Consider the following 25,655-nt stretch of genomic DNA (forward strand, 5'->3'; position numbering starts at 1 on the left):
TTTCTCCATTGATCACATTCAAGGACCTGCATGAACGCCGACACCCAAGCTTCTTGCGACGAGCTGCTGCTGGACAACCAGGTCTGCTTTGCCCTGCACTCCACCTCGTTGCTGATGACCAAGGTCTACAAGCCCCTGCTTCAGGCATTGGGCCTTACCTACCCGCAGTACCTGGCCATGCTCGTACTGTGGGAACAGGACGGCCTGACCGTGGGCGAGATCAGCCAGCACCTGCTCACCGACCCAGGCTCCCTCACTCCCTTGCTCAAGCGGCTGGAAAGCGAAGGCCTGCTCAAGCGAACCCGTAGCCGTGAGGATGAACGGGTGGTGCTGGTGCAACTGACCGACAAGGGGCGCGCCCTTCAGCAGCAGGCCAAAGAGGTGCCACAGTGCATTCTCAAGGCCAGCGGCCGCAGCCTGGAGCGCCTGCAACAACTACAGGCAGACCTGCTGGAGTTGCGCGACAGCCTGCAAAAGAACCTCTGACGGCTATGCTGTGCAATGCCCGTTCGGACGAGCGGTGAAGATTTATCTTGCGCACTAACTAATTGCGCGCTAATTTAAACCCCGTACCCACCCGATGCACCCGGCACACACGGGGCGCACAGCACACTAGCGAGGCTCAATATGCACAAGGTCACTCCGCTGTACATCGCAGAAGCCACCTCCACTGGCGGTCGCGACGGTAAATCCCGCTCCAGCGACGGCAAGCTGGAAGTCAAGCTGAGCACCCCCAAGGAGCTGGGCGGCGCGGGCGGTGACGGCACCAACCCTGAGCAGATGTTCGCGGCTGGCTATTCGGCCTGCTTCATCGGCGCACTGAAATTCGTCGCCGGCCAGGAGAAAAAGCAACTGCCTGGCGACGCTTCGATCACCGCCAAGGTGGGCATTGGCCAGATCCCCGGTGGCTTCGGCCTGGATATCGACCTGCACATCAACCTGCCGGGCCTTGCCCAGGCCGAAGCCGAAGGGCTGGTGGAGAAGGCGCACCAGGTGTGCCCTTATTCCAACGCTACCCGCGGCAATGTGGATGTAAGGCTGCATGTAACGGTCTGAACACAGGCACAAAAAAACCCGGCCGAGGCCGGGTTTTTTGTGCACATCACAAGAAGAATTACTTCTTGGAACGGCCCTTGAAGCTGTTGTCGCGAGTGTCGATGTCGATCCACTCGTCGATCTGGATGAAGTCGGCAACCTGGATCTCGGTACCGTTCTTCAGCTTGGCAGGCTTCATGACCTTGCCCGAGGTGTCGCCACGCGCAGCGTTCTCGGTGTAGACAACCTGACGGCTGATGGTGGTCGGCAGCTCGACCGATACCAGACGGCCTTCGAAGAAGACGGCTTCGCAGATGTCTTCCATGCCTTCTTCGATGTACGGCAGAACGGCGTCGATGTCTTCGGCGTTCAGTTCGTACATGGTGTAGTCGGTGGTGTCCATGAAGGTGTACGAGTCACCGCTGATGAACGACAGGGTCGCTTCTTTGCGATCCAGGATCACGTCGTCCAGCTTGTCGTCCGCACCGTAAACGGTTTCGGTCTTGTAGCCGGTCAGCAGGTTTTTCAGCTTGGTCTTCATGATCGCGCTGTTGCGACCCGATTTGGTGAACTCGGCTTTCTGAACCAGCCACGGGTCGTTGTCGATCCGCAGTACGGTACCGGGTTTCAGTTCTTTACCAGTTTTCATTACGAAGTATCCGAATCTGGATGGATTTATAAAAATCGAGGCCGCATATCATAGCCAATTTCGGTAAAACTGTACCAGCGCCTTGGCGAGGTCCGGCCGAGCGGCTTGGCGCGCCGCCCACTCACGGGCATGCCGCTGCAGTTCCGGCCAGTGTTTACGGGCCCCTCGCCAGGCTTGGTGCATATCGTGGTTCATGTTCCAGGCGCGCCACAATGCCACCATTGCCTCGCCGGCAGCGTCCGACAGGCCCTGTCGATAAAGGTGCAGGAACGCGTCGAGCTTTTCCCAGTGGGCGTTTTCCTCTTGCACGTAGATGTGCCAGAGCATCGGCCGGCCGGCCCACTGCGCACGCACGAACGAGTCTTCGCCGCGCACGGCATTGAAATCGCAGCTCCACAGCAGGCGGTCATAGTCGTCCTGGCTGACGAACGGCAAGATCTGCACCCTCAGCGCCCCCCGCTGGAACACGTCGCCGACCTTGAGCCCCGGCTCGCCCAGCCAATTGGCCAGGTCCGGGAGAATACGGCCTTGCGGCACCAGCAGATGGGTGGCGCAGGTGTCGGTGGCCAATGCATCGAGCCAGCTGCCCAGTTGCGGGTTTTCATAGGCGAACAGCGAGACCAGTTGCGCCTCGGCCTGCACGTCTACACCCAGCCCTTGCAGGAAGGCGGCTCGCGCCTGTGCAGATTGCTCGAAAGCCTGCCGCTGCGCCAGCAACGAAGCCTCGCGCAGCAACCCGCCAGTCTTCTCGGTAAAGCCCGGGAAGAAAAACACCTTGCGCAGGCCATTGGGCTGCGGCGACGGCAAGCCGTGGCAGCCCTCCACCCAGTCTTCGGCACTGAGGTAGTCGAGGTTGAGCCAAAGGATCGGCGTGGAACGGGCACGCATCGCTTCGACGTACTGTGCGGGCAACTGGCAGGCAAAGGCACCAATCACCACATCGGCGGGCTCGACCGGCTGCCACTGGCCAGGCCAGGCGCGCACTTCGACGCCCTGCTGCCATTGCCGCGCGGCGCCGGCGTCGGCGCCTGGGCACAGGGGCACGAAAGCCTCCAGGTCGTCCACCCACAGCCGCACCGCCAGCCCGTGCTCGGCCACCAGCTGCCGGGCCAGGCGCCAGGTCACGCCGATATCACCGTAGTTGTCCACGACACTGCAGAAAATGTCCCAGGTGACGTTCATGTGCCCTGCCCTCGCCCTGCGCAAAATCACGAATTCTGCGGTTAAATTGTCGCCGACAAAAGCACCAACGCTGAAAAACCGCCTGATGCCATGCGACAATGGCCCTCAAAACGCCTGCCAGGAGGCCACCATGCCCCGCCACCGTGAACTGCAAATAACCCTCAAGCCTGTGCAACTGACCCTTTGTGTGGCATTGGGCCTGTGGCTCGGTGCCGTGGCCATCGCGCTGAGCCTGTGGCTGGCCGTACACCTGTGGCCCGAGCAGGTACAGCCGGTGGCCCAGGCCGTCGCCCCCGCCCTTGCCCGGCCCGCGGCCCCGCCGGCGCAACCGGTTGATGCGCAAAACGAGATGTTCGAGCGCTACAAGGCCATCCTGCACAAGCAGGAGCTGCAGCAGGCGGCCGAGGCCGCGCAAGGCAACCCACGCAACCTCAACAGCCCCAAGTGCCAGTTCTGGCTGTCGCAGAACCGCACTGCGCCGACCGAAAAGAGCCAGGCCAACGTGCTGGAGTTCTGTTACTGATCATGAACAAGGCCGCCCTGCTCACGCGTATCGTTGAAGCCCTGGAAACCGACATGGAAGTATTGCGCCGCGCCGCGCAAACCGCCTACGAAACCGCCACCGCCGAAGAAAACATCGCCGAAAACAAGTACGACACCCTTGGCCTGGAGGCCTCGTACCTGGCCACCGGCCAGGCACGGCGCACGGCCGAGATTCGCCAGGCACTGCTGATCTACCAGCAACTGGTGCTGCGCCACTATGACCCCGTGCGGGGGATACAGATCGGCAGCCTGGTGATTCTGGAAGATGAAGCGGGGGCTCAGCGGCAGGTGTTCCTGGGGCCGGAAGCGGCCGGGTTGAAGATTGGCGAGGGAAACGCACTGGTGACGGTCATTACCCCGCGCTCACCGCTAGGCCAGCAACTGATCGGTAAAAAGGTCGATGATGAGGTTAGCCTTGGGGCCCAGCTGTTCTTCATTATCGAGGTTGCCTGAACCGGCCCCATCGCCGGCAAGCCGGCTCACAAGTACAGTGCAGACCTCAAGAACTGCGCGTTCCCTGTGGGAGCCGGCTTGCCGGCGATAGGGCCGGTAAATCCGATGCAAGACTCAAAGGAAAGCCCCGCAAAGGTAATCCTGGCTAGAAAGTTCGCACGAGCGGCATTCGCCCTGATGAAAAATCAGGACGAATAGGTCACCAAAGGCGCGAAAATGGCTTGCTGATAACCATAGAATCTCCCACAGGTACCCCGCTGCTCTCAAGCTCAGCGCAAACCAGTGGGAGCCGGCTTGCCGGCGATGAGGCCGGCCCTGCCAGCGACCGACTAACCGGCAAGCGCATCGAATTTGCGCGCCAACCCGCCATGAGCGAACTGCTCCTGCACGAACTCGATGAACGCCCGGGTCTTGCCCGGCAGAAGCTTGTGCTCGGCGTAATACAGGCTGATATGCCCATCATCCACATACCAGTCCGGCAACACCCTTTGCAGTTGGCCCGCCTGCAGGTAAGGCACGGCAAACGGCAGGCTGACCAATGCAATGCCTAGCCCCTGCTGGGCTACGGCGCACGCTGCATCGGAGTCGCTCATGGTCATCGCCTGGCGCAATAGCAGTGGCTGCTGCGCCTGCCAACGGCTGGTCAACGGCCACGACCGCACACGGCCGGTCTGCGGTGAGCGAATCAAGATGCCGGCATGGTGGCCCAGCACCTGCGGGTCTTCAATGACCGGGTGCTGGCTCAAGTACCCAGGAGCTGCCACCAACACCCGATGCGCAGGGGTCAGCCGGCGCGCCACCACCCCCAGCGGTAGCTCGAACCCGCCGCCAATCGCCGCATCGAAACCTTGGCCGATCAGGTCTACCTGACGGTTGTCGAAATGCCAGTCCGGGGTGATCGCCGGGTAGCGCCGCAAGAATTCACCCAGCAGCGGCAATACGTACAGCCTGCCGAATACCGTCCCCATGCTCACCCGCAACAGCCCGGCCGGCTGGCCTTCGGCGCTGGCCAGGTTGGCCACGGCGTACTGGATGGTACGAAAGCTGTCACTGACTTCGCCTAAAAAACGCTGCCCGGCTTCGGTCAAGGTCAGCTTGCGGGTACTACGCTGGAACAGCCGCACACCCAGGCGCGCTTCAAGCTGGGCGACATGCTTGCCCACCGCCGCAGGGGTAATGCTCAAACGGCGGGCCGCTTCGGCGAAGCTGCCCACTTCGGCGCTGCGGATAAAACATTCAAGGGCGTTGAACGACTCCATGGCCATGATTACCAACCAAAGGTTTACTCTGCCAATAGTGATTGCCATCTTATCAGCAGGTAATCATCGGTCGATACTACGCCCATCCAAGGCATTCGGCCTTGCTTGCAGCAGGAGATCAGCATGTCCCAGCAACTTACCCTCGAAGGCAAAGTGGCCCTGGTCCAGGGCGGTTCACGCGGCATCGGTGCCGCCATCGTCCGCCGCCTGGCCCGTGATGGCGCCCAGGTTGCCTTCACCTACGCAAACTCCGAAGGCCCGGCCAACGACCTGGTGGCACAGGTCATAGCCGCCGGCGGCCAGGCATTGGCCCTGCGCGCAGACAGCGCCGACGCCGCCGCGGTGCAACTGGCAGTGGACGACACCGTAAAAGCCTTCGGCCGCCTCGATATCCTGGTCAACAATGCAGGCGTACTGGCCGTGGCGCCGCTAACCGAATTCGACCTGGCAGACTTCGACCGCACCTTGGCCATCAACGTGCGCAGCGTGTTCGTCGCCAGCCAGGCCGCCGCCCGCTACATGGGCCAGGGCGGGCGCATCATCAACATCGGCAGCACCAATGCCGAGCGCATGCCGTTTGCTGGCGGCGCACCGTATGCCATGAGCAAGTCGGCATTGGTCGGCCTTACCAAAGGCATGGCACGCGATTTGGGGCCACAGGGCATCACCGTGAACAACGTGCAGCCAGGGCCGGTGGATACCGACATGAACCCGGCCAGCGGTGAGTTTGCCGAAAGCCTGATCCCCTTGATGGCAATCGGGCGCTATGGGCAGGTAGATGAAATTGCCAGCTTCGTGGCGTACCTGGCGGGGCCGGAGGCGGGTTACATCACCGGAGCGAGCCTTACCGCCGACGGCGGCTTTGCAGCCTGATCGAAATGTTTGCACGCTGGCGTCCAGCCTGAGCCGCCCAGATACTGAACGCCACTGACCTTGCCCGCACCGAGATATTGATGAACACCCCAACCTTGAGCCGCGCCCTGATCCTGCTGATGGCCACCGCCACCGGCCTGGCCGTGGCCAGCAACTACTACGCGCAGCCACTGCTGCACAGCATCGCCGAACAGTTCGGCCTGAGCACCGCCAGCGCCGGCAGCATCGTCATCGCCGCGCAACTCAGCTACGGCGCGGGCCTTCTGCTGCTGGCGCCTTTGGGCGACCTGTTCGAGCAGCGCCGCCTGATCGTGATCATGTCGGTCATTTCCACCTTGGGCCTGGTGATCAGCGCCTGCGCCCCCAGCTTGCCTTGGCTGATCCTGGGGACCGCGCTCACCGGGCTGTTCTCGGTGGTGGCGCAGATCCTCGTGCCCATGGCCGCCACCCTGAGCGAGCCGCATCAGCGCGGGCGCGCGGTGGGTACGCTGATGAGCGGCTTGCTGCTGGGCATACTGCTGGCGCGCACCGCTGCCGGCTTCATGGCCGAGCTGGGTGGCTGGCGCAGCATCTATGTGTTGGCCGCGGTGCTGATGGCTGTCACCGCCTTTGCCCTGTACCGCAGCCTGCCACAGCACCACAGCCATGCCGGGCTGAAATACCCCGCACTGATCGGCTCTGTATTCCGCCTGTTCATCGAGGAGCCAGTGCTGCGCCTGCGCTCGCTGCTGGGGTTGCTGGCGTTCAGCCTGTTCGGGCTGTTCTGGACACCGCTGGCGTTTCTGCTGGCGCGTGAGCCCTACCACTACTCCGACGCGGTTATCGGCCTGTTCGGCCTTGCCGGCGCGGCAGGTGCACTTTCGGCCAACTGGGCCGGCCGCCTGGCTGACCGCGGCAGAGGCTCGCTGGGCACCACAGTGGGCCTTGTTGCGCTGTTGCTGTCGTGGGTACCGCTAGGTTTCGCCGAAAGCTCCCTGCCGGCCTTGCTGCTCGGGGTGCTGGTGCTGGACCTGGCCGTGCAACTGGTGCACGTGAGCAACCAGAATGCGGTCATCGCCTTGCGGCCCGAAGCCCGTACCCGCCTCAATGCCGGTTACATCACCTGTTATTTCATCGGCGGGGCACTAGGCTCCTTGCTGGGCACACAGTTGTTCCAGTACCAGGGCTGGATGGGCATCGTGACGGCCGGCCTGTTGATAGGGGCGCTGGCGCTGCTGGTGTGGGGTTGGGCCGAGCATAAGCGCAAGCGCGCCGTGAAGGCCTGTGCGGCATGACACCGCAACCCTCCGTCGCCTGCTCGTTGACTTGCCCGTCGCGCCAGCGCTTCAGTAGGGATTGATCAAAGCCCCTTTACTGACAGGACGACTCAATGACAAGGCTCACGGTGCAATCCGGCGATTTCTTGCAAGGTGAAGGCGAGTATCGCAATGGATCGCTCACACTCAAGACCCCGCGCAGCCCCTCGCCTGGCGAGCGGATTTCCCTTGCCCGCATCAGCGACCTGCGCCTGGCCAGCCTGGAATCCAATCGCAGCCTGGGTACCGCGCTCGGCTGGGGCATGGCCGGCGCCCTGGTGGCCGGCCCGGTGGGCTTGCTGGCCGGGCTATGGCTCGGCGGCAAGGAGGAAGAAGCCACCTTCCTTGCGACGTTCAAGGACGGCCGCAAGCTGATGGCCAGTACCGATGGCAAGACCTGGTCCAAGATCGACGACAGCTGGCGCCAGCATCGGCACCCGCCTGCAGGGGAATGAACAACTTCAGGCGTACGGGGTGATACGCGCCTGATAACATGAGCGTTTTTTGACTGCACGGGCCCATTCGCGGGCTTACCCGCGAATGGGCCCGCGTGTGCTCACCGCTCAAGGACCCCAGCATGCCCCTGCCACACCCCCGCCTGCCCCTGAGCCTGCTCAGCCTGGGCCTGGCCCTGCACAGCCCCCACGGTTTGGCTCAAGACAGTGTCACCCTCGCCCCGGTGCAGGTTTCCGACACCTACGGCAACGACGGCTATCAGGTAACCGAAGCCGCGGCAGGCGGGTTTCAGGCAGCCCCCCTGCTCGATACCCCGGCATCAGTCAGTGTTTTCAACCAGCAACTGATCGAAGACCGCCAGGTACGCAAGCTCAGCGAAGTGCTGCAAAGCGATGCCTCGGTCGGCGAAAGCTACGCCCCGATCGGCTATTACGAAAACTTCAACGTGCGCGGCTTCGAACTCAATGCCGCCAGCAGCTACCGCATCAATGGCCAGACCATCGCCGGCGAGCAGAACGTGGCGCTGGAGAACAAGCAGCAAGTCGAACTGCTCAAGGGCCTGTCGGGCCTGCACAGTGGCGTGTCGGCGCCTGGCGGGCTGATCAATTACGTGACCAAGCGCGCCGAGGATGTGCGCAGCGTAACGGTATCGACCAACGAACAAGGCGAGCGCTACCTGGCCACCGACCTGGGCGGCTGGTTTGGCAGTGAGCGGCAGTTCGGCCTGCGCGCCAACCTCGCCCACGAAGATATCCGCTCGTACGTCGACCATGCCGATGGCAAGCGCGACTTTGCCTCGCTGGCGTTCGACTGGCAGATAAACCCCGATGCCACCTTGCAGCTCGATGCCGAGTACCAGCACCGCGAACAGCGCTCGGTACCGGGCTATCAACTGCTTGGCGGCAGCGAAGTACCGCACGGCATCGACCCGGATGACCGCCTGGCCTACCAGCACTGGGCCAAGCCGGTACAGACCGATTCACTGAACCTGGGCGGGCGTTTCCAGTACCGCTTCAACGATACCTGGAGCGGCACCCTCAGCGCCTCGCGCAGCAAAGTGGTGATCGATGACTACAGCTCGTTCGCCTGGGGCAGCGAAGGCGGCTGGCAGTCGCACTTCAGCCCAGAGGGCGACTACGACATCTACGACTTCCGCAGCCCTGACGACACCCGCCGCACCGATGAAGCGCAAGCGATGCTCGACGGCCACTTCGACGTGCTCGGCGTGAGCCATGAGCTGACGGTGGGTGCCAGCGCACAACGCCGCACGCTGGATCAGCGCCCCTACTACAACCAACTGGTCGGTAGCGGCAACATCTACACCGGCGCACCCGCCGTAGCGCCCTCCGACCTGCCGGTCGGTGCCAGCGAGCGGCGCCTGGACAGCCGCCAGTACGGCCTGTTCGTCAACGACCGCATCACCTTCAGCGAGCAGTGGCAGGCCGTGCTCGGCGCCCGCGAAGTACGCCTGGACGAAAAGACCTGGGACGAAACCGGCCTGGCCGGGCGCCATACCCGGCAATACCAGTTGCTGCCCAATGCCGCGCTGATCTACAAGCCGCGCCAGGACACCACCGTGTATGCCAGCTACTCCAAGGGCCTGTCCGCAGGGGGTACCGCGCCATGGTACGCCAGCAACGCGGCAGAAATCCTCGCCCCTACCCTGTCGCATCAGCTTGAGCTGGGCATCAAACGCGACTGGCAGGGCATGAGTTTCAGCGCCGCGCTGTTCCAGATCCGCCAGGCCTATCAATACGCCCGCCCTGAAGGCGACGCCACCTTCACCTACGTGCAGCAGGGCCAGCAGAAGAACATCGGCCTGGAACTGGGCGCCAGCGGCTGGGTGACCTCGAACCTGCAAATCCAGGCCAGCGCCGCAGCGATTCGCGCGCGCGTGAAGAACAGCGGTACCGATGCCTACGAAGACCATCAGGCGATCAACGTGCCGCGCCTGCGCGCAGCCCTGCAAGCCGACTACAGCCTGCCGGTGCCGGGCCTGGCCCTGCTGGGCGGGGCACGTTACAGCGCCAGCAAGTATGCGAGCCAGGCGGGGAATGTGCAGGTGGGCGGCTATACCGTGTTTGACGTGGGTAGCCGCTATCGCACGCGTATCGGCGGCTATGACACGGTGCTGCGCCTGACCGTGGATAACGTGTTCGACAAACGCTACTGGCGGGATGTGGGGGATTACCTGGGGGACAACTACCTGTTCCAGGGCGCGCCGCGGACGGCACGGGTGTCGGCTTCGGTGAGTTTCTAGACACCGTTGGCGGCGTATGTCAGAAAGCGGGATCTTCCGCTTGGTGAGCACGCATTACTCACCCGCCCATGGCTGTGATCAACAGATTCGCCCTTCGCAAATCAAGATGAATCCAACAGAATAATGTTTTGGATGCGGGGGCGTATCGGGTGGATCTCAAGCAACTGGAGTGCTTTGTACGCGTCGCTGAATTTGGTGGCTTCACCAGGGCGGCGGCGACACTGAACCTGTCCCAGTCGGTCGTAAGCCGTCAAGTGCGCCAGTTGGAGCTGGAGCTTGGGCAACACCTGTTACTGCGCAACGGTAGAGGCGTCACCCTTACCCCTGCTGGCACCCGGCTTTTCGAGCATGGCCAGGGCATCTTGCGTCAAGTACAAGTCGCCCGCGAGGATTTGCAAGAACAGCGTGACTCATTGACTGGCAAGGTGGTGATCGGCCTCCCCCCTAGTATTGCGCGGCGCCATACCGTTGGTATTGTCACAGCGTTTCAAAAGGCGTTTCCCGGGTGCTCGCTGGGCATCAAGGAAGGCTTGTCCCACTCCATGAGGGAGTGGCTGCTGTTGGGCCGCCTGGATTTTGCGCTGCTGTACAACCCCGCGCAAAACGCGCAACTCCATTTTGAGCCCCTTCAATCCGAACCCCTTTGGTTGATTGGTGCTGCCGGGGCAAGCCTCGCGCCAGAGGTGCCGCTAGCCACCCTCGGTGACTACCCACTGATCATACCCAGCCAGCCGCACTCCCTCAGGCGGCTGCTCGAATCGGAAGCTGCACGGCATCATGTAGAACTCAACGTACACATGGAAATAGACGGCATTCCCTCTTTGATAGACCTGGTCGCCGCGGGCGCCGGCTTTGCCGTTCTGTCACGAATGGCACTCAGTGGCTCCTATGTGCCCCCAGGCTTGCAAGCGGCCCCAATCGTCGAGCCCACTATCAATACCCACCTGTTCGTCGCCACAACCAATCAGAGACCATTGACACGCCTGGCTTCGATGACCTTGGCCGTGGTCAAACATCAAATGCGCGATCAAGCCATGCAAAAACCACATAACTGCTAGTGGGGCTTGTCGATTGTTGCATGGCTCCTTGAGCGTCAAGATGGCTGAGAACTTACCCACGACAGCCAATAGAGACGTGCCATGAAAAGCTGCCTGCCACCCGACCTATTCCCCACCAAGCCTGTTGAGGCCCTGCCTGTTGGTTCGTGGGATGCTCACTGCCATGTATTTGGGCCAGCGGCGCAATTCCCCTACGCCGAAGACCGCAGCTACACCCCACCAGACGCCGCATTCGCGCAGCTTGTCGAACTTCATGACCACCTTGGCTTCGAACGCGGCGTTATTGTTCAGGCCAGCTGCCACGGCTCAGACAACCGCGCGATGCTAGATGCAATTGGCCGCAGTGCCGGGCGCTATCGAGGCGTAGCAATCATCGACGGCAGCGAGACTGACGAGGCGTTGGCGCGGATGGACGCCTGCGGGGTTCGGGGAGTACGGTTCAATTTCGTCGCTCACCTGGGCGGTGCGCCCGACCTTGCCATTTTCGACCAGGCACTGGAACGTATCCAACCCTTGGGCTGGCATGTGGTACTTCACCTGGATGCTCAGGACATCGTCACCTATGCCGATCGCTTGGCACGTATCCAGGTGCCGTTCGTAATAGACCACATGGGCCGCATCAAGGCTCAGGACGGCCTCGATCAAGCGCCGTTTCGGACGTTGCTTGAGCTGATGGACAATCCGCTGGCATGGGTGAAGGTCTGTGGCGCCGAAAGGGTCTCAGCGGGGCGCAAACCCTTTGATGATGCTATCCCCTTCGCCATGTCGCTTATCGAGACGGCGCCGGAGCGTGTGCTCTGGGGTACTGACTGGCCTCATCCAAACATCAGCAAGGACATGCCCAATGACGGGGGGCTTGTCGATCTGATGTACCGCTTCTGCCCGGACCCAGCGACACGTCAGAAGCTACTGATCGACAACCCCCTGAAGCTTTACGGACGCTGATTTCAGCGCTCGACCACACCAACTCCAAAAACAATCAGGTAGTGGAATCGATATGAACACTTCGACCGAAGCGACGCACCCTGCCGCGCAACTGAAGCCCGCGGCCCGCACACGACAGCCCTTCTATAAAGCGATGTATTTCCAGGTTTTGCTGGGGATTGTCTTGGGTGGGCTCGTCGGACATTTCTGGCCAGATTTCGCCGCCTCACTAAAACCATTGGGTGATGCGTTCATCAAGCTTATCAAGATGATCATCGGCCCTGTGGTGTTCTGTACCGTAGTGACCGGCATCGCGGGCATGCAAGACCTGAAAAAGGTCGGTCGTGTGGGAGGCAAGGCACTGCTTTACTTCGAGATAATTTCCACCGTCTCGCTGGTCATAGGGTTACTCGGCGGCCACCTGTTCAACCCAGGCGCCGGGTTTCACGTAAACCCTGATTCACTGGATGCCTCTGCAGTGACAGGTTTTGCTGAGAAAGCGCAGCACCTGGGTATCGTCGAATTCCTGATGAGTATCATCCCGAATACGTTCGTCTCAGCGCTGGCAGATGGCAACATCCTGTGCATTCTGCTGATTTCAGTACTTTTTGGCTGTGCCTTGTCCGCGATGGGGGATAAAGGTAAGCCGGTGTACACCATGATCGAAGGCGTTTCGGGCGTGTTCTTCGGTATTGTCCATATCATCGCCAAGTTTTCAGCAGTCGGCGCCTTTGGTGCAATCGCGTTTACCGTTGGCACATATGGCGCCGCATCGCTGCTGCCGCTGCTCAAATTGATCGCAAGCTTCTACGTGCTTTGCATATTCTTCATCGTGCTGGTGTTGGGCTTCGTTGCAAGGCTTTGCGGGTTCAGCATCCTGCGGTTCGTCTCGTATATCAAGGATGAACTACTGATTGTACTGGGCACCAGCTCATCTGAAGTTGTGCTCCCCCAAATCATGGAGAAGATGGAACGACTCGGTTGTTCGAAATCGGTCGTCGGCCTGGTGATACCCACCGGCTATTCCTTCAACCTGGACGGCACCAACATCTATTTGACCATGGCTGTTCTGTTCATTGCTCAAGCGCTCGACATTGAACTTACGTGGGGGCAGCAACTGACCTTGATCATTGTTGCCATGCTGAGTTCAAAAGGTGCCAGCGGGGTTTCGGGGGCTGCGTTCGTGATGTTGACCAGTACCTTGCTCGTCGTGCCCGTTGTGCCCGTTGCGGGAATGGTGCTGATCCTGGGCATCCACCGCTTTATGGGCACTGGCTTGGCGATGACCAACCTCGTCGGGAATGGTGTCGCAGCACTGGTGGTATCCGCCTGGGAAAAAGAACTGGATCGCGGCAAGCTGAACCAGCAACTGCACCCCACCAAACACTGATCCCCACTGCTTGACCTCCACGGCCCTGCCGACAGGGCCGTGGATTGCTGCGCCCTGGAGAAAACAATAATGAATTCCAAACTGCGCTACGCCGTAACGCTGGCGGGGATGACGTGTGTCACACCCCTGCTGGCCGCCAGCTTTATCGAAGACAGCAAGGTACGCCTGGATATCCGCAATTTCTATTACAACGCAGACTTTCGCGACGGTACGGGTGTATCAAAGCGGGAAGAATGGGCTCAGGGATTTCTGCTCAACTATGAATCTGGATTTACCCAAGGAGATATCGGCGTTGGCCTGGATGCATTGGGCTATCTCGGCGTCCGTCTCGACTCCAGTGCAGATCGGACGGGAAGCGGGCTTCTGCCAACTACTGCATCGGGAGAGGCGGTTGAAGAGTACTCCAAGGGCGGTTTAGCAGCGAAAGTCAAAGTATCGAGGACTGAACTGCGCTACGGCATCGCGCTCCCCAAGGTACCGGTTTTGCAATTCAATGGTAGCCGGCTTTTCCCGCAGTCCTTCCAAGGGACGCAGATCAGTTCCAGCGAAATTGACGGGCTGACCGTCAACCTGGCCCAATTCAACCGCACAACCAGCCCCGACTCCACCGACCAACAACACATCATGCTGGCGGCAAAAAACGGCCGTTACTCAACCGCCGGCGTGGGTGATCACTTCCGGTACGCTGGCGCGAGCTACAAACCCGACCCAACACTGACGTTCAGTTACTACCACGGTGGCCTCGAGGACGTTTACGCGCAGCACTTTCTCGGCGCGACCCAGCGCCGAAAGCTTGGCCGTGGGTGGCTCGAGTTGGACCTGCGGGCTTTCTTCAGCCATGAAGCAGGCAATGCCAAGGCCGGTCGTGTTGACAACGAGGCTTACACCGCCCTGGTCAGTTACACACTCGACAATGGCCACAGCATGCTTGCCACCTATCAGCATATGGAAGGTGACACTGGCTTCCCCTACATCAATAACCCGTATTTGCCCAACTACGTTCAATACCACGACTTCGCAGAAGCAGGTGAGCGCAGTTGGCAGTTGCGCTACGGCTATGACTTCAGTCACCTGGGTGTGCACGGGCTGAGCTTTTATACCAGCTACATCCAGGGGGCACATCTGGACAAGCGAGGCGGCGGCGGCGAGTGGGAGCGCGACGTGGATGTGACCTACGAGATTCCACACTTCAAAGGCCTTTCGATTCGCTGGCGTAACGCCCTTTACCGAAGCGATATCAACCGTGGCATCGACGAGAACCGCTTGATCCTCAACTACTCGCTTGCATTCAAGTAAACAGCCTCTTTCTCTCCTGAAACGTTGCGAACAGAACGTTGCCGTTTTTCAGGCAACCGATTACGAGGAGCCCGTGATGTACATCAAAACGCTGGGGCTGATTGGTTTTGGCGAGGCCGGTGCGATACTCGCCCAAGATATCGCCCGCCAGGGTGTCCATGTGCAGGTATATGACAAGCTTCAGCAAGATGAAGCGTGTCGCGGCGCCCTGTTGACCAAGGCACAGGCGTGTGGCGTCAGGCTTTGTGCTTCGGCTATCGATGCCAGTGACGGCGCCGACCTGGTCATGTCTGCAGTGACCGCCGGTGCCGCCCTTGAGGTCGCCCTGCACCTCATGCCACAGCTCAGGTCCGGGCAAGTTTTCATGGATCTGAATTCTGTGGCGCCAGCAACAAAAAAAGCAGCGCACCAAGCCGCAACGCACCATGGTGTGGACTATGTCGATGCGGCAGTCATGGCACCGCTGCCGCCACAGCGCTTGAAAACTCCCATGCTATTGGGCGGCCCTCGGGCACTTGAACTCGAAACTGCGCTAAAGGGGCTCGGCTTGAAGGTTCAAACCGTAGCAAACACCATTGGTGTGGCGTCTTCCATCAAGATGTGCCGCAGCATAATGATCAAAGGGCTTGAAGCGTTGACAACAGAATGCATGGCCACTGCGCGGCAATATGGCGCCGAGGATTTCGTACTCGCTTCACTGCATGAAAGCTTTCCTGGCTCAGGCTGGGACGGAACACTTGCGCACTATCTCATCAGCCGGGTCGCCGAACATGGCTTCAGACGCGCAGAAGAGATGGAGGAAGTAGCGCGAACGGTATCTGACGTTGGCGTGGATGCGCATATGAGCTTGGCGACTGCCGCAACACAGCGCGCATTTGCACAAGCGATCCGTAACGCAGGGCTTGTATATGCCGACCTTCTGCCTTTTGACTGGGCTCAGGTAGTCGATCAATTACAGGCCACGCCCACCAAGCGCCCGTAAAAAACAAAAAGCCCCCAAACCTTTCAGCTTGGGGGCTCTTCGTAGAATGTGGCGGTGAAGAAGGGATTTGAACCCTTGATACGATTTCTCGTATACACACTTTCCAGGCGTGCTCCTTCGACCACTCGGACACTTCACCGTTTCTCTTCAAGCCATTCAGCCTGTCGAGGCGCGCTAATTTAGTAGAAGACCTTTTCTTTGGCAAGCATTTTTTTCAGTTTTTTCATGCATTTAAGCCAAACCACCGAAAAGCCGAGGCTGCCAAGGCAAAGCCGCCAATCTCGCCAGCGCTTTTACCGCACCCGGCCGCCCTGCCCTGATTGCGCAAGGCATGAGGGCCAGTCGCTGACTGGCTGGTCAGCCTTGCTGCTTTACCTGGCCCGCGGCGCTGGGTAACGTCATCGCCACGCCACCTAAAGGACTCTGTCATGAGCGAGCTGATTACCTACCACGCCGAAGACGGCATCGCCACCCTGACCCTGAACAACGGCAAGGTCAACGCCATCTCGCCGGATGTCATCACTGCCTTCAACGCCGCCCTGGACCGCGCCAAGGAAGACCGCGCCGTGGTCATCATCACCGGCCAGCCGGGCATCCTGTCCGGCGGCTATGACCTTAAAGTGATGACCGCAGGCCCCAAGGAAGCCATCAGCCTGGTCACCGCCGGCTCCACCCTGGCCCGGCGCCTGCTCTCTCACCCGTTCCCGGTGATTGTCGCCTGCCCCGGCAACGCCGTGGCCAAGGGCGCCTTCCTGTTGTTGTCCGCCGACTACCGCATCGGTGTCGAGGGGCCTTACAAGATCTGCCTGAACGAAGTGCAGATCGGCATGACCATGCACCACGCCGGCATCGAGCTGGCCCGCGACCGCCTGAGCCGCGCAGCATTCCAGCGCTCGGTGAACAATGCCGAAATCTTCGACCCACATGGCGCGATGCAAGCGGGCTTCCTCGACAAGGTGGTGCCGGCCGAGCAGCTGCTCGACACCGCGCTGGCCGCTGCGCGTGAATTGAAGAAGCTGAACATGCTGGCGCACAAGAACACCAAGCTGAAGGTGCGCAAGGGCCTGCTCGATGCCCTGGATGAGGCAATCGCGCTGGACCAGAACCCGATCGGTTGACCCTGCAGGCCCTCTGGCCGGTACGCCGCCCGGAGGGCCATTACGGCGAACCCAAGGTTTGCCCAACCCAGTGCACAGCCGTACACTGCACCGCGACTGTCTGGTGTGAGTCGTACCATGCTTTACTGCCTTCGCATGCTCCTGCTGGCGCTGCACTTCCTGCTGGTCGGGGTTTTAGGCCTGCTGATCGGCCTGCTGCGCCCCTTCAACCGCGACAACAGCCGCATCTTCGCCCGCCTTTACAGCCTGCCGGCCACCTGGCTGCTGCGCATCAAGGTCAAGGCCGAAGTCGGCCCGCTGTGGGACCAGCCACCCGGCTGCGTGATCATTGCCAACCACCAGTCCAACTTCGACCTGTTCATCCTCGGCCACGTGGTGCCCCGGCGCACGGTCGCCATCGGCAAGAAAAGCCTCGGCTGGATCCCGCTGTTCGGGCAGTTGTTCTGGCTGGGCGGCAATGTACTGGTTGACCGCAAGAACGCTTACCAGGCCCGCAAGGCCATGCAGGTGACCACGCGCATCCTGCGTGACGACACCTCGATCTGGATTTTCCCGGAAGGCACGCGCAACCCCGAAGACCAATTGCTGGCGTTCAAGAAAGGCGCCTTCCACATGGCCCTCGAAGCGGGCGTGCCAATCGTGCCGGTGTGCGTAAGCCGCTATGCGCGGCGCCTGGGCCTGAACAGCTGGCGACGCCGCACAGTGATCGTGCGCTCACTGCCGCCGATCAACACTGAAGGGTTGACCCAGCAAGACATTCCAACGTTGATCGAGCAGTGCCGCGGGCAGATGCAGCAGTGCATCGACCACATGGAAGGCGAGCTGGCCAAACGCTAGGTTGCCCTCAAGGCCCATACGGCCCAAGCTGTAACCCGTGTGCAACCGGACAAGTGGATAACCATGGGTCGAGTCGTGGCATCGGCGGTATACAGCGCCGGCAGAAAAGTCACCAACATCAGCATCGACGAGGGCAGCGAGTGGGCGCGCAAGCCTGGGCATTTCGTCTGGATCGGCCTGGAAGAGCCCAATGCCGAAGAACTGGCCAACCTGCAGTGCCAGTTCAACCTGCACGAGCTGGCCATTGAAGACGCACTGGAGAAACACAGCCGGCCCAAGCTCGAGACCTTCGGCGACGCGCTGTTCATCGTCACCTATTCGCCCGTGCGCCATGAGGGCAAGCTGGAGTTCATCGAAACCCACATCTTCGCCGGCAACGGCTACATCATTACCTGCCGCAATGGCCACTCCAAATCCTATGCCCTGGTGCGCCAACGCTGCGAGGCGCGCCCCTTGCTGTTGGAGCACGGCGAAGATTTCGTGCTTTACGCACTGCTGGACTTCGTCACCGAAAACTACCAACCGGTCAGCGAAGCCATCCATGGCGAGATCGAAGAGCTGGAGCAAAGCGTGCTTACCGGCTCGTTGCTCGAAGACGACATTCGCCGCCTGCACAGCCTGCGCCGCGACATACTGCGCCTGCGCCGCTATGTGGCACCGATGGTGGAGATAAGCGAGGAGCTGCAGCGCCTGAGTTTCCCGTTCATCGACAAGAACATGCGCCCCTACTTTCGCGACGTGCAGATCCACGTGACGCGGCAGATGGAAGACTTGGTCGGGATCCGCGACATCGCCAGCCAGACCATCGAGATTGGCATGCTGCTGGAGTCACGGCGGCAAAGCATCGTGCAGCGCAAGTTCGCAGCGTGGGCGGCGATTCTGGCTTTCCCCACGGCGATTGCCGGGATCTACGGGATGAACTTCCAGAACATGCCGGAGCTTGGCTGGCATTACGGATATTTCGGGGTACTGGCGGTGATCGGGCTGGGATGCACCGGCCTGTTCGCCAGTTTCAAGCGCTCCGGCTGGCTTTAGCGTGTCGGGGCTGCTTTTGCAGCCCCTGTGGTTCAGGCAGCGCTGTCGCTGGCTTTGGCTGGCTGCTGGATGAAGCGCATCATCCACTCGCCGACCAGGTCGCCCTGGTGTTCAGTGGCAAGGCTCGCCACCGCCTTGTGGTAAACCTCGTCCCCAAGGTATTCCTGACGCGCATCGAGCAAGGCCCGCGAATAGTCGTGGACAAACTCCGGATGCCCCTGGAAGCACAGCACCTGATCGCGAATGTGATACGCCGCATTCGGGCAGAAATCACTCGACGCGATCACCGTGGCGCCTTCAGGCAGCTCGGTCACCTGGTCCTGGTGGCTGATCAGCAGGGTCAGCTCGGAAACCTCAGGGTCCATCCACGGCGCATGCGCCGCCAGCGAGTAGCGATGGATACCCACGCCCCACCCCTTGTCGGCCCGCTCGGCCTTGCCACCCAGGGTCAACGCCAGCAACTGATGGCCGAAGCACACACCCAGCAGCTTTTCGCCGCGCTGGTATAGCTTGAGCAAATACGCCTTGAGGGTCTGGATCCATGGATCGGCACCGAACGAGTCCGCCTTGCTGCCTGTCACAAGGTAGGCATCGAAACGTTCGTCGTCGGCGGGGTAATCGCCGTTCATCACGTTGTACACACGAAATTCGGCGGCGATCGGCTGCCGCGAGAAGAGCTGCTCGAACATCCTGCCGTAGCCCTGGTACTGCGCGGTCAACTCCGGTCGCAGGACATCGGTCTCAAGGATGCAGATGCGTAACGACATAGGGATAGTCCTGAACGACGTGGGTGGGAATCAGCTGTAGAGACTGCCGTGAAAGGCACGTACAAGCAAGTAGGCTGCACTGACGAACGGTCACATTTTGTCGAGTAGGCGCTGGGTGTTGCGCCACTGTCTAGCCAGAGCGTGCCAGATGGCTGGCTTTTTGCCTCATATCATCAAGCCACCGATTCTCAGCTTTAATAGAACAAAGGGTTCTTAAACATGGATGACGTTCACCCTACTGTTGGTTGTATATCGATACAAAGAGGTAAGTGGTAGGGCGTGCAGGCACGCTGCGGTGATCGACCCGAAGTGCGACAGGGAAGCCAACGGGTATTCAGGAATAACAACAAGAAGGCGGTCCGCCATGTTCAGACAATCGAAACTTCGCCAAGCTGGGCTCATTTTATTCGCCACGACGTTGCTGTTGATCTTGCCGAACCTGACACGTTTGTTCGGATGACGATGGCAGTGGCCTCAAGGGGCAACGCACAGGTAACCTGCCGGCCATGACGGTCGGAGAATGCTCATGCGCCTAGGTTTTGCCCTGCTAGCCCTTCTTCTGAGCCTGCCCCTTTCGGCGGCCCAACTGCACCTGGAACTCGACGGCTCGTCGCGCACTCTGGACAGCGCCGATTTGCTGCGCATGCCGCAAGCACGCGAAATAAACATCGAGCAGGACGTGTCCTATAAACGGCCCATGCGTTACCGCGCGGTGCCCTTGGCCACGCTGTTACAAGGCATAAAGGCAGATGACCACCTGCAGGCCGTGGCGCTGGACGGTTTCGCTGCCGAAATGCCGGCTGCGCCGTTGCTGCAGGAGGGCCCGGCGCGCGCCTGGCTGGCCATCGAGGACCCCGCCGCACCGTGGCCGGCACTGGGCAACGGCAAGCCAAGCGCCGGGCCGTTCTACCTGGTGTGGACCGCCCCCCAGGCAAGCGGCATCCGCCCCGAGCAATGGCCGTTCCAGATTGCCACGATCCGCCGCCTGGCGGCGGTGGAACAACGCTTCCCGGCGCTGCTCCCTGACCCGAAGCTGCCGGCCGAAGGCCCGGTGCGCCAGGGCTTTGCCCTGTTCCAGCAGAACTGCCTGGCCTGTCACCGGCTCAACGGTGCGGGGGATGCCCAGTTCGGCCCGGACCTGAACATGCCGCACAACCCGACCGAGTATTTCCAGCCGGGGTTCCTGCGCCAGTACATTCGTGACCCGCAAAGCCTGAGGCAGTGGCCACAGGCGCGCATGCCGGGGTTTGCCGAAAGTGTTTTGAGTGAAGAAGAACTGGATGCCTTGCTGGCTTACCTGGGGCATATGGCCAAGCGTAGGCCTTGAAGGCCAATCGCCGGGTGGCCGGCGATTGGATCGGGCTGCAAGGCAACCCCAGGGGGGTTCAGGCTGTCGGCCGTTCCTGCTTGACGCCCCACCCCTCTACCTCGCCGCCATAGGGTGACACGACCTGCTCGAAGGCCTCTTCGAAGTCCCCGATACCACCATAGGTGGCATACATGATCTTGCTCAGTTCCAGGTGCCACACACCATCATCCCGTTCTCGCACCTGAGCATTGAGAGACTCACCGCGAAACTGCCCGGCCGCGCGTCGCGCGCCGGCTTCATCTGGAAATACCGCGTAGAACTCGATGGGGTGGATACGGGTGAAGTCGAAACCGCCAGCTTTCATCTGACGCAGGACATTGCTGCTGATATCGTCGTTCTGGCTGCTCATGAATCGTCCTCCTGAATAAAGCAATGGATAGACTTTCCGTGCACTACGCACCTGCCGGCATTGCCGTGCAGTTCGAGCTGATGCAAGACGCGAATTGACAGGTGCAGCCCCGCAGAACAGGCCAACACCTCCCACTAGCGTAGTGCCTTGCGCGGCACCACGCCAACCGTGCGGGTCAGGAAGATTCCTGGATACGGGTGATGACTACGCCGTTCTGCTCCTTGAGCCAACGTGCCGTGGGGGATAGGGCACGGTCCTGGAAGTCGTTGAGGTCCAGCTCATCCATGACCGGGAAAAGATGCGAACGAATGGCCTTGGCCGCCTCTTCCTCGCTGGGGCACAGTTCACCGTGCATCAGCAGCGTGGTTGGCTCGCCTTTCTGGTCGGCAAAGATGACTTCCCACTCTTTCATTGAATAGCCCTCTCAAGCAGAGAACACCGGGGGTGATGCCTGTTAATGCTTGACCGTGGGCCGGGCGATTTGTTCAGTCAGTTGCAGCCACTGGTGACCGCAGGCCGGCGCCATCTTGTGGGAGCCGGCTTGCCGGCGATGGGCCGCAAAGCGGCCCTGTTTGCCAGTTACTTCGGTGTACCGTGCACCACACCGGCCGTGTTGTCGAGCAGGCTCTTGGTCGCGGTCTGGATATACGCTTCGAGCTGCTTGAGCATTTGCGGCTGGTCGGGGCTTTCGATCAGCTCGGCCTTGAACTCGCTGCCCAGCTGGTAGCGGTACAGGCGCGGGGTCATGTCCTTGGACTCGATGAGGATGCGGTCACCCTGCACCAGGCCAACGATCTGCTCGCTGCCCGACGGCTTGATCATACCGATGCCCTGGTCGCCCTCAGGCAGGTTGAGCAGGTCGCGGCCCCAGCACTGGTGCCGTGCCTGGCCACCCAGGCGGCCCATGATGGTCGGCACGATGTCGACCTGGGTGCCCACGGTGTGGTTGAGCGCACCGAACTTCTCCTGGATGCCCGGCGCGATCAGCAGCAGCGGCACGTTGAAGCGGCCCAGGTCCAGTTCGGTGACCTGCTGGTGGTTGCCAAAACCATGGTCGCCAACGATGACGAACAGGGTGTCCTTGAAGTACGGCTCCTTGCGCGCCTTCTCGAAGAACTGGCCCAGCGCCCAGTCGGAGTAGCGCATGGCGGTCAGGTGCTCGTCCAGGCGGCCCTGGCCTGTGACCTTCTCGACCGGCAGGTCCTTGGGCAAGGCATACGGGGTGTGGTTGGACAGCGTCTGCAGCAGCGCGTAGATCGGCTTCTTGCCATCGTGCTTGGCCAGCTCCTCGTTGCCACGGTCGAACATGTCCTGGTCGGAAACGCCCCAGGTTGGGTCGGAGAACACCGGGTCGACGAAGTCGTTGCGGCCGATGAAGGTGGTCATGCCCTGGTTGCCGAAGAAACCGGACTGGTTGTCCCAGGCGAAATCACCGTTGTAGACGTACACGTCGTCGTAGTCACGGGCGCTCAACAGCGCCGGCAAGCCCGACAGCTTGTGGCCGCCTTCCGGGGTCTGCATCAGGTATTCGAAGCCCGGCAGGTTCGGGAAGCAGGCCATGGTAGCGAACATGCCCTGGTGGGTATGGGTACCGTTGGAGAAGAAGCGGTCGAACAACAGCCCCTCCTTGGCCAGCTTGTCGAAGTACGGGGTGATGTTGTTCGGGCTGCCCAGGGCGCCTACCGAATGGCCCGCGAAGCTCTCCATGAGGATCACAACGACGTTCTTGACCGGCAAGGTACCTTCGGCCGGCGGCACGAAGTCACGGCGCACGGCGGCCTCATCGGCATCGACCAGCGTGTCGTAAGGGGTCAGGAGATGTTCACGCACGGTCTGCGTGGCCAGGTTCTGCTCCAGCACCGGCTTCCAGATGTTGGCACGGTCCTCGCCGAAACGGCTCTTGGCAGCGTCGATCAGTGTCAGGGTACCGTTGAGGCCCAGCTGGTTGACGAAGTTGGAATCAGTGGTGAAGGCATCGCCCCAGCGCATGGGCGGGCCCTGGCGCAGGGTGCCACGGGCGGCAACCACAGCCACCAGCAGGATCACCATGAACACGGCCAGGCGGTGATACCACGGCGCAACACTGCGCTGCACGGTAACGCCATTGCCACCTACACCACGGGTCAGGCGGTCGATGCCCTTGAACAGCAGGCTCAGCAGCCAGGTGCCGAACAGCCAGGCCAGCAGGTAGCGGACCACCGGGAAGCCGTACCAGAGCATGCTCATCACGGTCTTCGGGTCTTCCTTGATGTACTGGAAGACCAGGCCGTTGAGGCGCTGGTGGAACTCGCGGTAGAAGTCCAGCTCCATCAGGCCGAGGAACATCACCACGCTCGCGGTGATGGTCAGCCAGAAGCGGAACAGGCCGCGCCGGGCCATGGCCCATGGGCTCAGCGTTGCCAGCAGCAACGGGATGCTCAGGTACACCACCACGCGCAGGTCGAAGCGCAAACCGTTGAACAAGCCTTCGGCAACGGTGGAATAAGGGGTGTCGCCGATCATGTCACTGTTGTAGACCAGCAGCGCGAGGCGCACCAGGCTGAGCATCAGCATGATCACCAGGGCACTGAGCAGCGTATAGGCCAAGTGCGATTTCAAGGTCGGCGAGAAGGCTCGCGCGCCCTGTTGCTTCAAGGCATCCGTGTTAGCCATGAATGGGAAGGTCCTAGGATTGCGTGTTTGCGGGATGGCGCCGGCGCTAGACCAACGCAGCATTGTGCGGGTGCGGATTCTGTTTAAACCAATGTGAAAATTTTGTCACGGGGCTGTTGCTGGTTTTGTCTGCGCCAGCAAAATGCCCCTATCCAAGCCGCACATTGCCCCTGGGACCGGCAACGGCCCAGATCACCAGGCCGATCACCGGCAGCAGGGCGATCAGCAGTATCCACAGCACCTTGACCCCCACCTCCCGGCCACTCTTGATCACATTGAGGATTGCCCAGATATCCAGCGCCAGAATGATCAGGCCAACCAGCCCGTTGAACGTCGAACCCATGGCAAAACCCCCGTTGACAGTCAGTGTGGCTGAGCATAATCAGCTATCAGGTCGATAGAAGGGAATCCTTGGCCTGCCCTGCTGGTCACTGGGTAGACTGCAAGCATTCACAGATCCGAGGTTCGCATGCCCCCAGCCCAGACTCAAACCCCCGCCTCGCCCTCGTTGTTGAGTGCCTGGCGCCAGCAGGCAGTCAATACCCCGTGGCTCAGCGCGGGGCTGGGCGTGAGCTTGCTGGCGGTCATCGTGCTGCTGGCGGCGAGTTTCTGGAACGCCGTCAACGGCGAGCATGCCGACAGCCTGCACCTGGCGCTGCTCGGCGGGCTGTCCGGTTTCGGCGCCACGGCCTTGGGCGCGGTACTGGCCGTTGTGCTGCGCGATGTCAGTGCCCGCAGCCAGGATGTGATGCTGGGCTTTGCGGCCGGCATGATGCTGGCCGCCAGTTCGTTTTCATTGATATTGCCCGGCCTTGAGGCTGCCCGCGAAATTACCGGCAACGGCCCGGCCGCCGCTTTTACTGTGGTGCTGGGCATGGGCCTGGGTGTGCTGCTGATGCTCGGGCTTGACCGCTTCACCCCGCACGAACACGAAAGCACCGGCCCCTGCGGCCCTGAGGCCGAGCGCATCAGCCGGGTATGGCTGTTCGTGCTGGCGATCACCCTGCACAACCTGCCCGAGGGCATGGCTATTGGCGTGAGCTTTGCCAATGGCGACATGAATGTCGGCCTGCCGCTGACCAGCGCCATCGCCATTCAGGACATCCCCGAGGGCCTGGCCGTGGCACTGGCCTTGCGCGCAACCGGGTTGTCCAACTTCAAGGCCGCGCTGGTGGCGATTGGCTCGGGCCTGATGGAGCCGTTGGGCGCGGTGATCGGGTTGGGGATTTCCACTGGTTTCGCCCTCGCCTACCCCATCAGCATGGGGCTGGCGGCGGGGGCGATGCTGTTCGTGGTGTCCCACGAGGTGATACCCGAAACCCACCGCAATGGGCACCAGACGGCAGCGACGCTGGGGGTGATGGGCGGGTTTGCGGTGATGATGTTTCTGGATACGGCACTGGGTTGAAACGACTTACCGACGCCGCTGTTGTAGGAGCGGCCTCGTGTCGCGAAGGGGCTGCGCAGCAGACCCAGCAATTTGTGTTGCGCTGCTGAATCTTGGGGCCGCTTTGCGGCCCTTTCGCGACACAAGGCCGCTCCTACGGGCGTGTGAGCTGCCTTGAGCGCTTTCAGTGCCATTACCACCTGGCTTTGTTCAATGCGGCCATCTGCACCTTGCTGCAGGTAGGAGCGGCCTCGTGTCGCGAAAGGGCTGCGCAGCAGACCCAGCAATTTGTGTTGCGCTGCTGAATCTTGGGGCCGCTTTTCGGCCCTTCGCGACACAAGGCCGCTCCTACAGGCGTGTGAGCTGCCTTGAGCGCTTTCAGTGCCATTACCACCTGGCTTTGTTCAATGCGGCCAGCTGCACCTTGCTGCAGGTAGGAGCGGCCTCGTGTCGCGAAAGGGCTGCGCAGCAGACCCAGCAATTTGT

26 protein-coding genes and 1 tRNA gene are annotated in these 25,655 nt (G+C 61.2%); 18 read left to right on the top strand and 9 right to left on the bottom strand.

From position 1 onward, the window contains the following. The first annotated feature begins 30 nt into the window (after nucleotides 1-30). Both ACMGGN_RS14780 and ACMGGN_RS14785 read left to right on the top strand, forming a co-directional pair. Entirely contained in the window at nucleotides 31-486 is a 456-nt protein-coding gene (locus tag ACMGGN_RS14780; protein ID WP_012313381.1) for a MarR family winged helix-turn-helix transcriptional regulator, read from the top strand. A gap of 141 nt (nucleotides 487-627) precedes the next feature. Beyond that, a complete protein-coding gene (locus ACMGGN_RS14785) occupies nucleotides 628-1,056 on the top strand; it encodes an organic hydroperoxide resistance protein (protein ID WP_039605055.1) in 429 nt (142 codons plus the stop codon). Nucleotides 1,057-1,114: 58 nt separating this feature from the next. On the opposite strand, the gene efp is transcribed toward ACMGGN_RS14785, so the two are convergent. Both efp and earP read right to left on the bottom strand, forming a co-directional pair. Continuing rightward, complete coding sequence (efp, locus tag ACMGGN_RS14790) at nucleotides 1,115-1,684, bottom strand: elongation factor P (RefSeq protein ID WP_012271109.1); 570 nt, start codon at nucleotides 1,682-1,684, stop codon at nucleotides 1,115-1,117. A gap of 48 nt (nucleotides 1,685-1,732) precedes the next feature. Continuing rightward, entirely contained in the window at nucleotides 1,733-2,866 is a 1,134-nt protein-coding gene (earP, locus tag ACMGGN_RS14795; protein ID WP_414156064.1) for an elongation factor P maturation arginine rhamnosyltransferase EarP, read from the bottom strand. A gap of 130 nt (nucleotides 2,867-2,996) precedes the next feature. On the opposite strand from earP, the gene ACMGGN_RS14800 reads away from it, so the two are divergent. Further along, nucleotides 2,997-3,389, top strand: a complete 393-nt coding sequence (locus tag ACMGGN_RS14800) for a hypothetical protein (protein ID WP_115275584.1) — start codon at nucleotides 2,997-2,999, stop codon at nucleotides 3,387-3,389. Nucleotides 3,390-3,391: 2 nt separating this feature from the next. Beyond that, nucleotides 3,392-3,862, top strand: coding sequence for a GreA/GreB family elongation factor (locus tag ACMGGN_RS14805; RefSeq protein ID WP_204920365.1), 471 nt, complete (start codon nucleotides 3,392-3,394; stop codon nucleotides 3,860-3,862). A 329-nt stretch (nucleotides 3,863-4,191) separates the two neighbouring features. Here ACMGGN_RS14805 and ACMGGN_RS14810 read toward each other — a convergent pair whose 3' ends face one another. Continuing rightward, nucleotides 4,192-5,127, bottom strand: coding sequence for a LysR family transcriptional regulator (locus tag ACMGGN_RS14810; protein WP_115275582.1), 936 nt, complete (start codon nucleotides 5,125-5,127; stop codon nucleotides 4,192-4,194). Nucleotides 5,128-5,244: 117 nt separating this feature from the next. Between ACMGGN_RS14810 and ACMGGN_RS14815 the strand changes: the two genes are divergently transcribed. The 9 genes from ACMGGN_RS14815 (at nucleotide 5,245) to ACMGGN_RS14855 (ending at nucleotide 15,655) form a co-directional block, all read left to right on the top strand. Further along, nucleotides 5,245-5,994, top strand: a complete 750-nt coding sequence (locus tag ACMGGN_RS14815) for a 3-oxoacyl-ACP reductase family protein (protein ID WP_119688492.1) — start codon at nucleotides 5,245-5,247, stop codon at nucleotides 5,992-5,994. An 80-nt stretch (nucleotides 5,995-6,074) separates the two neighbouring features. Then, nucleotides 6,075-7,268: an MFS transporter gene (locus tag ACMGGN_RS14820; protein WP_046786605.1), complete on the top strand. Its 1,194-nt coding sequence runs from the start codon at nucleotides 6,075-6,077 to the stop codon at nucleotides 7,266-7,268. 95 nt (nucleotides 7,269-7,363) lie between these two features. Continuing rightward, the gene (locus tag ACMGGN_RS14825; protein WP_414156065.1) at nucleotides 7,364-7,744 is read left to right on the top strand and encodes a hypothetical protein; all 381 of its coding nucleotides are present in this window, start codon (nucleotides 7,364-7,366) and stop codon (nucleotides 7,742-7,744) included. Nucleotides 7,745-7,866: 122 nt separating this feature from the next. Continuing rightward, nucleotides 7,867-10,005, top strand: coding sequence for a TonB-dependent siderophore receptor (locus tag ACMGGN_RS14830; RefSeq protein ID WP_414156066.1), 2,139 nt, complete (start codon nucleotides 7,867-7,869; stop codon nucleotides 10,003-10,005). A 149-nt stretch (nucleotides 10,006-10,154) separates the two neighbouring features. Further along, nucleotides 10,155-11,063: a LysR family transcriptional regulator gene (locus tag ACMGGN_RS14835; RefSeq protein WP_237861045.1), complete on the top strand. Its 909-nt coding sequence runs from the start codon at nucleotides 10,155-10,157 to the stop codon at nucleotides 11,061-11,063. A gap of 81 nt (nucleotides 11,064-11,144) precedes the next feature. Continuing rightward, nucleotides 11,145-12,008, top strand: a complete 864-nt coding sequence (locus ACMGGN_RS14840; protein WP_119688490.1) for an amidohydrolase family protein — start codon at nucleotides 11,145-11,147, stop codon at nucleotides 12,006-12,008. A 52-nt stretch (nucleotides 12,009-12,060) separates the two neighbouring features. Then, nucleotides 12,061-13,377 (top strand): dicarboxylate/amino acid:cation symporter, encoded by a 1,317-nt coding sequence (locus ACMGGN_RS14845; protein WP_012313369.1) that lies wholly within the window; start codon nucleotides 12,061-12,063, stop codon nucleotides 13,375-13,377. Between the two features lie 69 nt (nucleotides 13,378-13,446). Then, entirely contained in the window at nucleotides 13,447-14,673 is a 1,227-nt protein-coding gene (locus ACMGGN_RS14850) for an OprD family porin (RefSeq protein ID WP_115272883.1), read from the top strand. A 76-nt stretch (nucleotides 14,674-14,749) separates the two neighbouring features. Beyond that, nucleotides 14,750-15,655, top strand: coding sequence for a DUF1932 domain-containing protein (locus tag ACMGGN_RS14855; protein WP_115272884.1), 906 nt, complete (start codon nucleotides 14,750-14,752; stop codon nucleotides 15,653-15,655). A gap of 49 nt (nucleotides 15,656-15,704) precedes the next feature. Here ACMGGN_RS14855 and ACMGGN_RS14860 read toward each other — a convergent pair. Further along, nucleotides 15,705-15,794 (bottom strand) — tRNA-Ser (locus ACMGGN_RS14860). 289 nt (nucleotides 15,795-16,083) lie between these two features. Here ACMGGN_RS14860 and ACMGGN_RS14865 point away from each other — a divergent pair. The 3 genes from ACMGGN_RS14865 (at nucleotide 16,084) to ACMGGN_RS14875 (ending at nucleotide 18,645) form a co-directional block, all read left to right on the top strand. Further along, the gene (locus ACMGGN_RS14865; protein ID WP_046786608.1) at nucleotides 16,084-16,773 is read left to right on the top strand and encodes a crotonase/enoyl-CoA hydratase family protein; all 690 of its coding nucleotides are present in this window, start codon (nucleotides 16,084-16,086) and stop codon (nucleotides 16,771-16,773) included. A 117-nt stretch (nucleotides 16,774-16,890) separates the two neighbouring features. Beyond that, nucleotides 16,891-17,610: a lysophospholipid acyltransferase family protein gene (locus ACMGGN_RS14870; protein WP_119688489.1), complete on the top strand. Its 720-nt coding sequence runs from the start codon at nucleotides 16,891-16,893 to the stop codon at nucleotides 17,608-17,610. 63 nt (nucleotides 17,611-17,673) lie between these two features. After that, nucleotides 17,674-18,645 carry a magnesium and cobalt transport protein CorA gene (locus ACMGGN_RS14875; protein ID WP_012313364.1) on the top strand — a complete coding sequence of 324 codons (972 nt, stop codon included), beginning with the start codon at nucleotides 17,674-17,676 and terminating at the stop codon, nucleotides 18,643-18,645. 32 nt (nucleotides 18,646-18,677) lie between these two features. On the opposite strand, the gene ACMGGN_RS14880 is transcribed toward ACMGGN_RS14875, so the two are convergent. Further along, complete coding sequence (locus ACMGGN_RS14880) at nucleotides 18,678-19,412, bottom strand: amidotransferase (RefSeq protein WP_251961920.1); 735 nt, start codon at nucleotides 19,410-19,412, stop codon at nucleotides 18,678-18,680. 526 nt (nucleotides 19,413-19,938) lie between these two features. Between ACMGGN_RS14880 and ACMGGN_RS14885 the strand changes: the two genes are divergently transcribed. Then, nucleotides 19,939-20,739, top strand: a complete 801-nt coding sequence (locus ACMGGN_RS14885; RefSeq protein ID WP_115275442.1) for a c-type cytochrome — start codon at nucleotides 19,939-19,941, stop codon at nucleotides 20,737-20,739. A gap of 58 nt (nucleotides 20,740-20,797) precedes the next feature. On the opposite strand, the gene ACMGGN_RS14890 is transcribed toward ACMGGN_RS14885, so the two are convergent. From ACMGGN_RS14890 to ACMGGN_RS14905, 4 genes are all read right to left on the bottom strand, one after another. After that, the gene (locus ACMGGN_RS14890) at nucleotides 20,798-21,130 is read right to left on the bottom strand and encodes a ribonuclease E inhibitor RraB (RefSeq protein WP_115272886.1); all 333 of its coding nucleotides are present in this window, start codon (nucleotides 21,128-21,130) and stop codon (nucleotides 20,798-20,800) included. Nucleotides 21,131-21,305: 175 nt separating this feature from the next. Further along, a complete protein-coding gene (locus ACMGGN_RS14895) occupies nucleotides 21,306-21,542 on the bottom strand; it encodes a hypothetical protein (RefSeq protein ID WP_115272887.1) in 237 nt (78 codons plus the stop codon). A gap of 167 nt (nucleotides 21,543-21,709) precedes the next feature. Further along, on the bottom strand, nucleotides 21,710-23,782 hold the full coding sequence (locus tag ACMGGN_RS14900; RefSeq protein WP_115272888.1) for an LTA synthase family protein: 2,073 nt from the start codon (nucleotides 23,780-23,782) through the stop codon (nucleotides 21,710-21,712). A 148-nt stretch (nucleotides 23,783-23,930) separates the two neighbouring features. Then, nucleotides 23,931-24,125 (bottom strand): PLDc N-terminal domain-containing protein, encoded by a 195-nt coding sequence (locus ACMGGN_RS14905; RefSeq protein ID WP_414156067.1) that lies wholly within the window; start codon nucleotides 24,123-24,125, stop codon nucleotides 23,931-23,933. A 126-nt stretch (nucleotides 24,126-24,251) separates the two neighbouring features. Between ACMGGN_RS14905 and ACMGGN_RS14910 the strand changes: the two genes are divergently transcribed. Further along, on the top strand, nucleotides 24,252-25,190 hold the full coding sequence (locus tag ACMGGN_RS14910) for a ZIP family metal transporter (protein WP_119688487.1): 939 nt from the start codon (nucleotides 24,252-24,254) through the stop codon (nucleotides 25,188-25,190). Nucleotides 25,191-25,655: the final 465 nt, after the last annotated feature.

Source organism: Pseudomonas sp. BNK-30, from assembly GCF_047456185.1.
GTDB lineage: Bacteria > Pseudomonadota > Gammaproteobacteria > Pseudomonadales > Pseudomonadaceae > Aquipseudomonas > Aquipseudomonas putida_E.

Bases quoted from the DNA above. Each gene is read 5' to 3' on its own strand.
- ACMGGN_RS14780 (WP_012313381.1), top strand. From the start codon at position 31: ATGAACGCCGACACCCAAGCTTCTTGCGACGAGCTGCTGCTGGACAAC.
- ACMGGN_RS14785 (WP_039605055.1), top strand. From the start codon at position 628: ATGCACAAGGTCACTCCGCTGTACATCGCAGAAGCCACCTCCACTGGC.
- efp (WP_012271109.1), bottom strand. From the start codon at position 1,684: ATGAAAACTGGTAAAGAACTGAAACCCGGTACCGTACTGCGGATCGAC.
- earP (WP_414156064.1), bottom strand. From the start codon at position 2,866: ATGAACGTCACCTGGGACATTTTCTGCAGTGTCGTGGACAACTACGGT.
- ACMGGN_RS14800 (WP_115275584.1), top strand. From the start codon at position 2,997: ATGCCCCGCCACCGTGAACTGCAAATAACCCTCAAGCCTGTGCAACTG.
- ACMGGN_RS14805 (WP_204920365.1), top strand. From the start codon at position 3,392: ATGAACAAGGCCGCCCTGCTCACGCGTATCGTTGAAGCCCTGGAAACC.
- ACMGGN_RS14810 (WP_115275582.1), bottom strand. From the start codon at position 5,127: ATGGCCATGGAGTCGTTCAACGCCCTTGAATGTTTTATCCGCAGCGCC.
- ACMGGN_RS14815 (WP_119688492.1), top strand. From the start codon at position 5,245: ATGTCCCAGCAACTTACCCTCGAAGGCAAAGTGGCCCTGGTCCAGGGC.
- ACMGGN_RS14820 (WP_046786605.1), top strand. From the start codon at position 6,075: ATGAACACCCCAACCTTGAGCCGCGCCCTGATCCTGCTGATGGCCACC.
- ACMGGN_RS14825 (WP_414156065.1), top strand. From the start codon at position 7,364: ATGACAAGGCTCACGGTGCAATCCGGCGATTTCTTGCAAGGTGAAGGC.
- ACMGGN_RS14830 (WP_414156066.1), top strand. From the start codon at position 7,867: ATGCCCCTGCCACACCCCCGCCTGCCCCTGAGCCTGCTCAGCCTGGGC.
- ACMGGN_RS14840 (WP_119688490.1), top strand. From the start codon at position 11,145: ATGAAAAGCTGCCTGCCACCCGACCTATTCCCCACCAAGCCTGTTGAG.
- ACMGGN_RS14845 (WP_012313369.1), top strand. From the start codon at position 12,061: ATGAACACTTCGACCGAAGCGACGCACCCTGCCGCGCAACTGAAGCCC.
- ACMGGN_RS14850 (WP_115272883.1), top strand. From the start codon at position 13,447: ATGAATTCCAAACTGCGCTACGCCGTAACGCTGGCGGGGATGACGTGT.
- ACMGGN_RS14855 (WP_115272884.1), top strand. From the start codon at position 14,750: ATGTACATCAAAACGCTGGGGCTGATTGGTTTTGGCGAGGCCGGTGCG.
- ACMGGN_RS14865 (WP_046786608.1), top strand. From the start codon at position 16,084: ATGAGCGAGCTGATTACCTACCACGCCGAAGACGGCATCGCCACCCTG.
- ACMGGN_RS14870 (WP_119688489.1), top strand. From the start codon at position 16,891: ATGCTTTACTGCCTTCGCATGCTCCTGCTGGCGCTGCACTTCCTGCTG.
- ACMGGN_RS14875 (WP_012313364.1), top strand. From the start codon at position 17,674: ATGGGTCGAGTCGTGGCATCGGCGGTATACAGCGCCGGCAGAAAAGTC.
- ACMGGN_RS14880 (WP_251961920.1), bottom strand. From the start codon at position 19,412: ATGTCGTTACGCATCTGCATCCTTGAGACCGATGTCCTGCGACCGGAG.
- ACMGGN_RS14885 (WP_115275442.1), top strand. From the start codon at position 19,939: ATGCGCCTAGGTTTTGCCCTGCTAGCCCTTCTTCTGAGCCTGCCCCTT.
- ACMGGN_RS14890 (WP_115272886.1), bottom strand. From the start codon at position 21,130: ATGAGCAGCCAGAACGACGATATCAGCAGCAATGTCCTGCGTCAGATG.
- ACMGGN_RS14895 (WP_115272887.1), bottom strand. From the start codon at position 21,542: ATGAAAGAGTGGGAAGTCATCTTTGCCGACCAGAAAGGCGAGCCAACC.
- ACMGGN_RS14900 (WP_115272888.1), bottom strand. From the start codon at position 23,782: ATGGCTAACACGGATGCCTTGAAGCAACAGGGCGCGCGAGCCTTCTCG.
- ACMGGN_RS14905 (WP_414156067.1), bottom strand. From the start codon at position 24,125: ATGGGTTCGACGTTCAACGGGCTGGTTGGCCTGATCATTCTGGCGCTG.
- ACMGGN_RS14910 (WP_119688487.1), top strand. From the start codon at position 24,252: ATGCCCCCAGCCCAGACTCAAACCCCCGCCTCGCCCTCGTTGTTGAGT.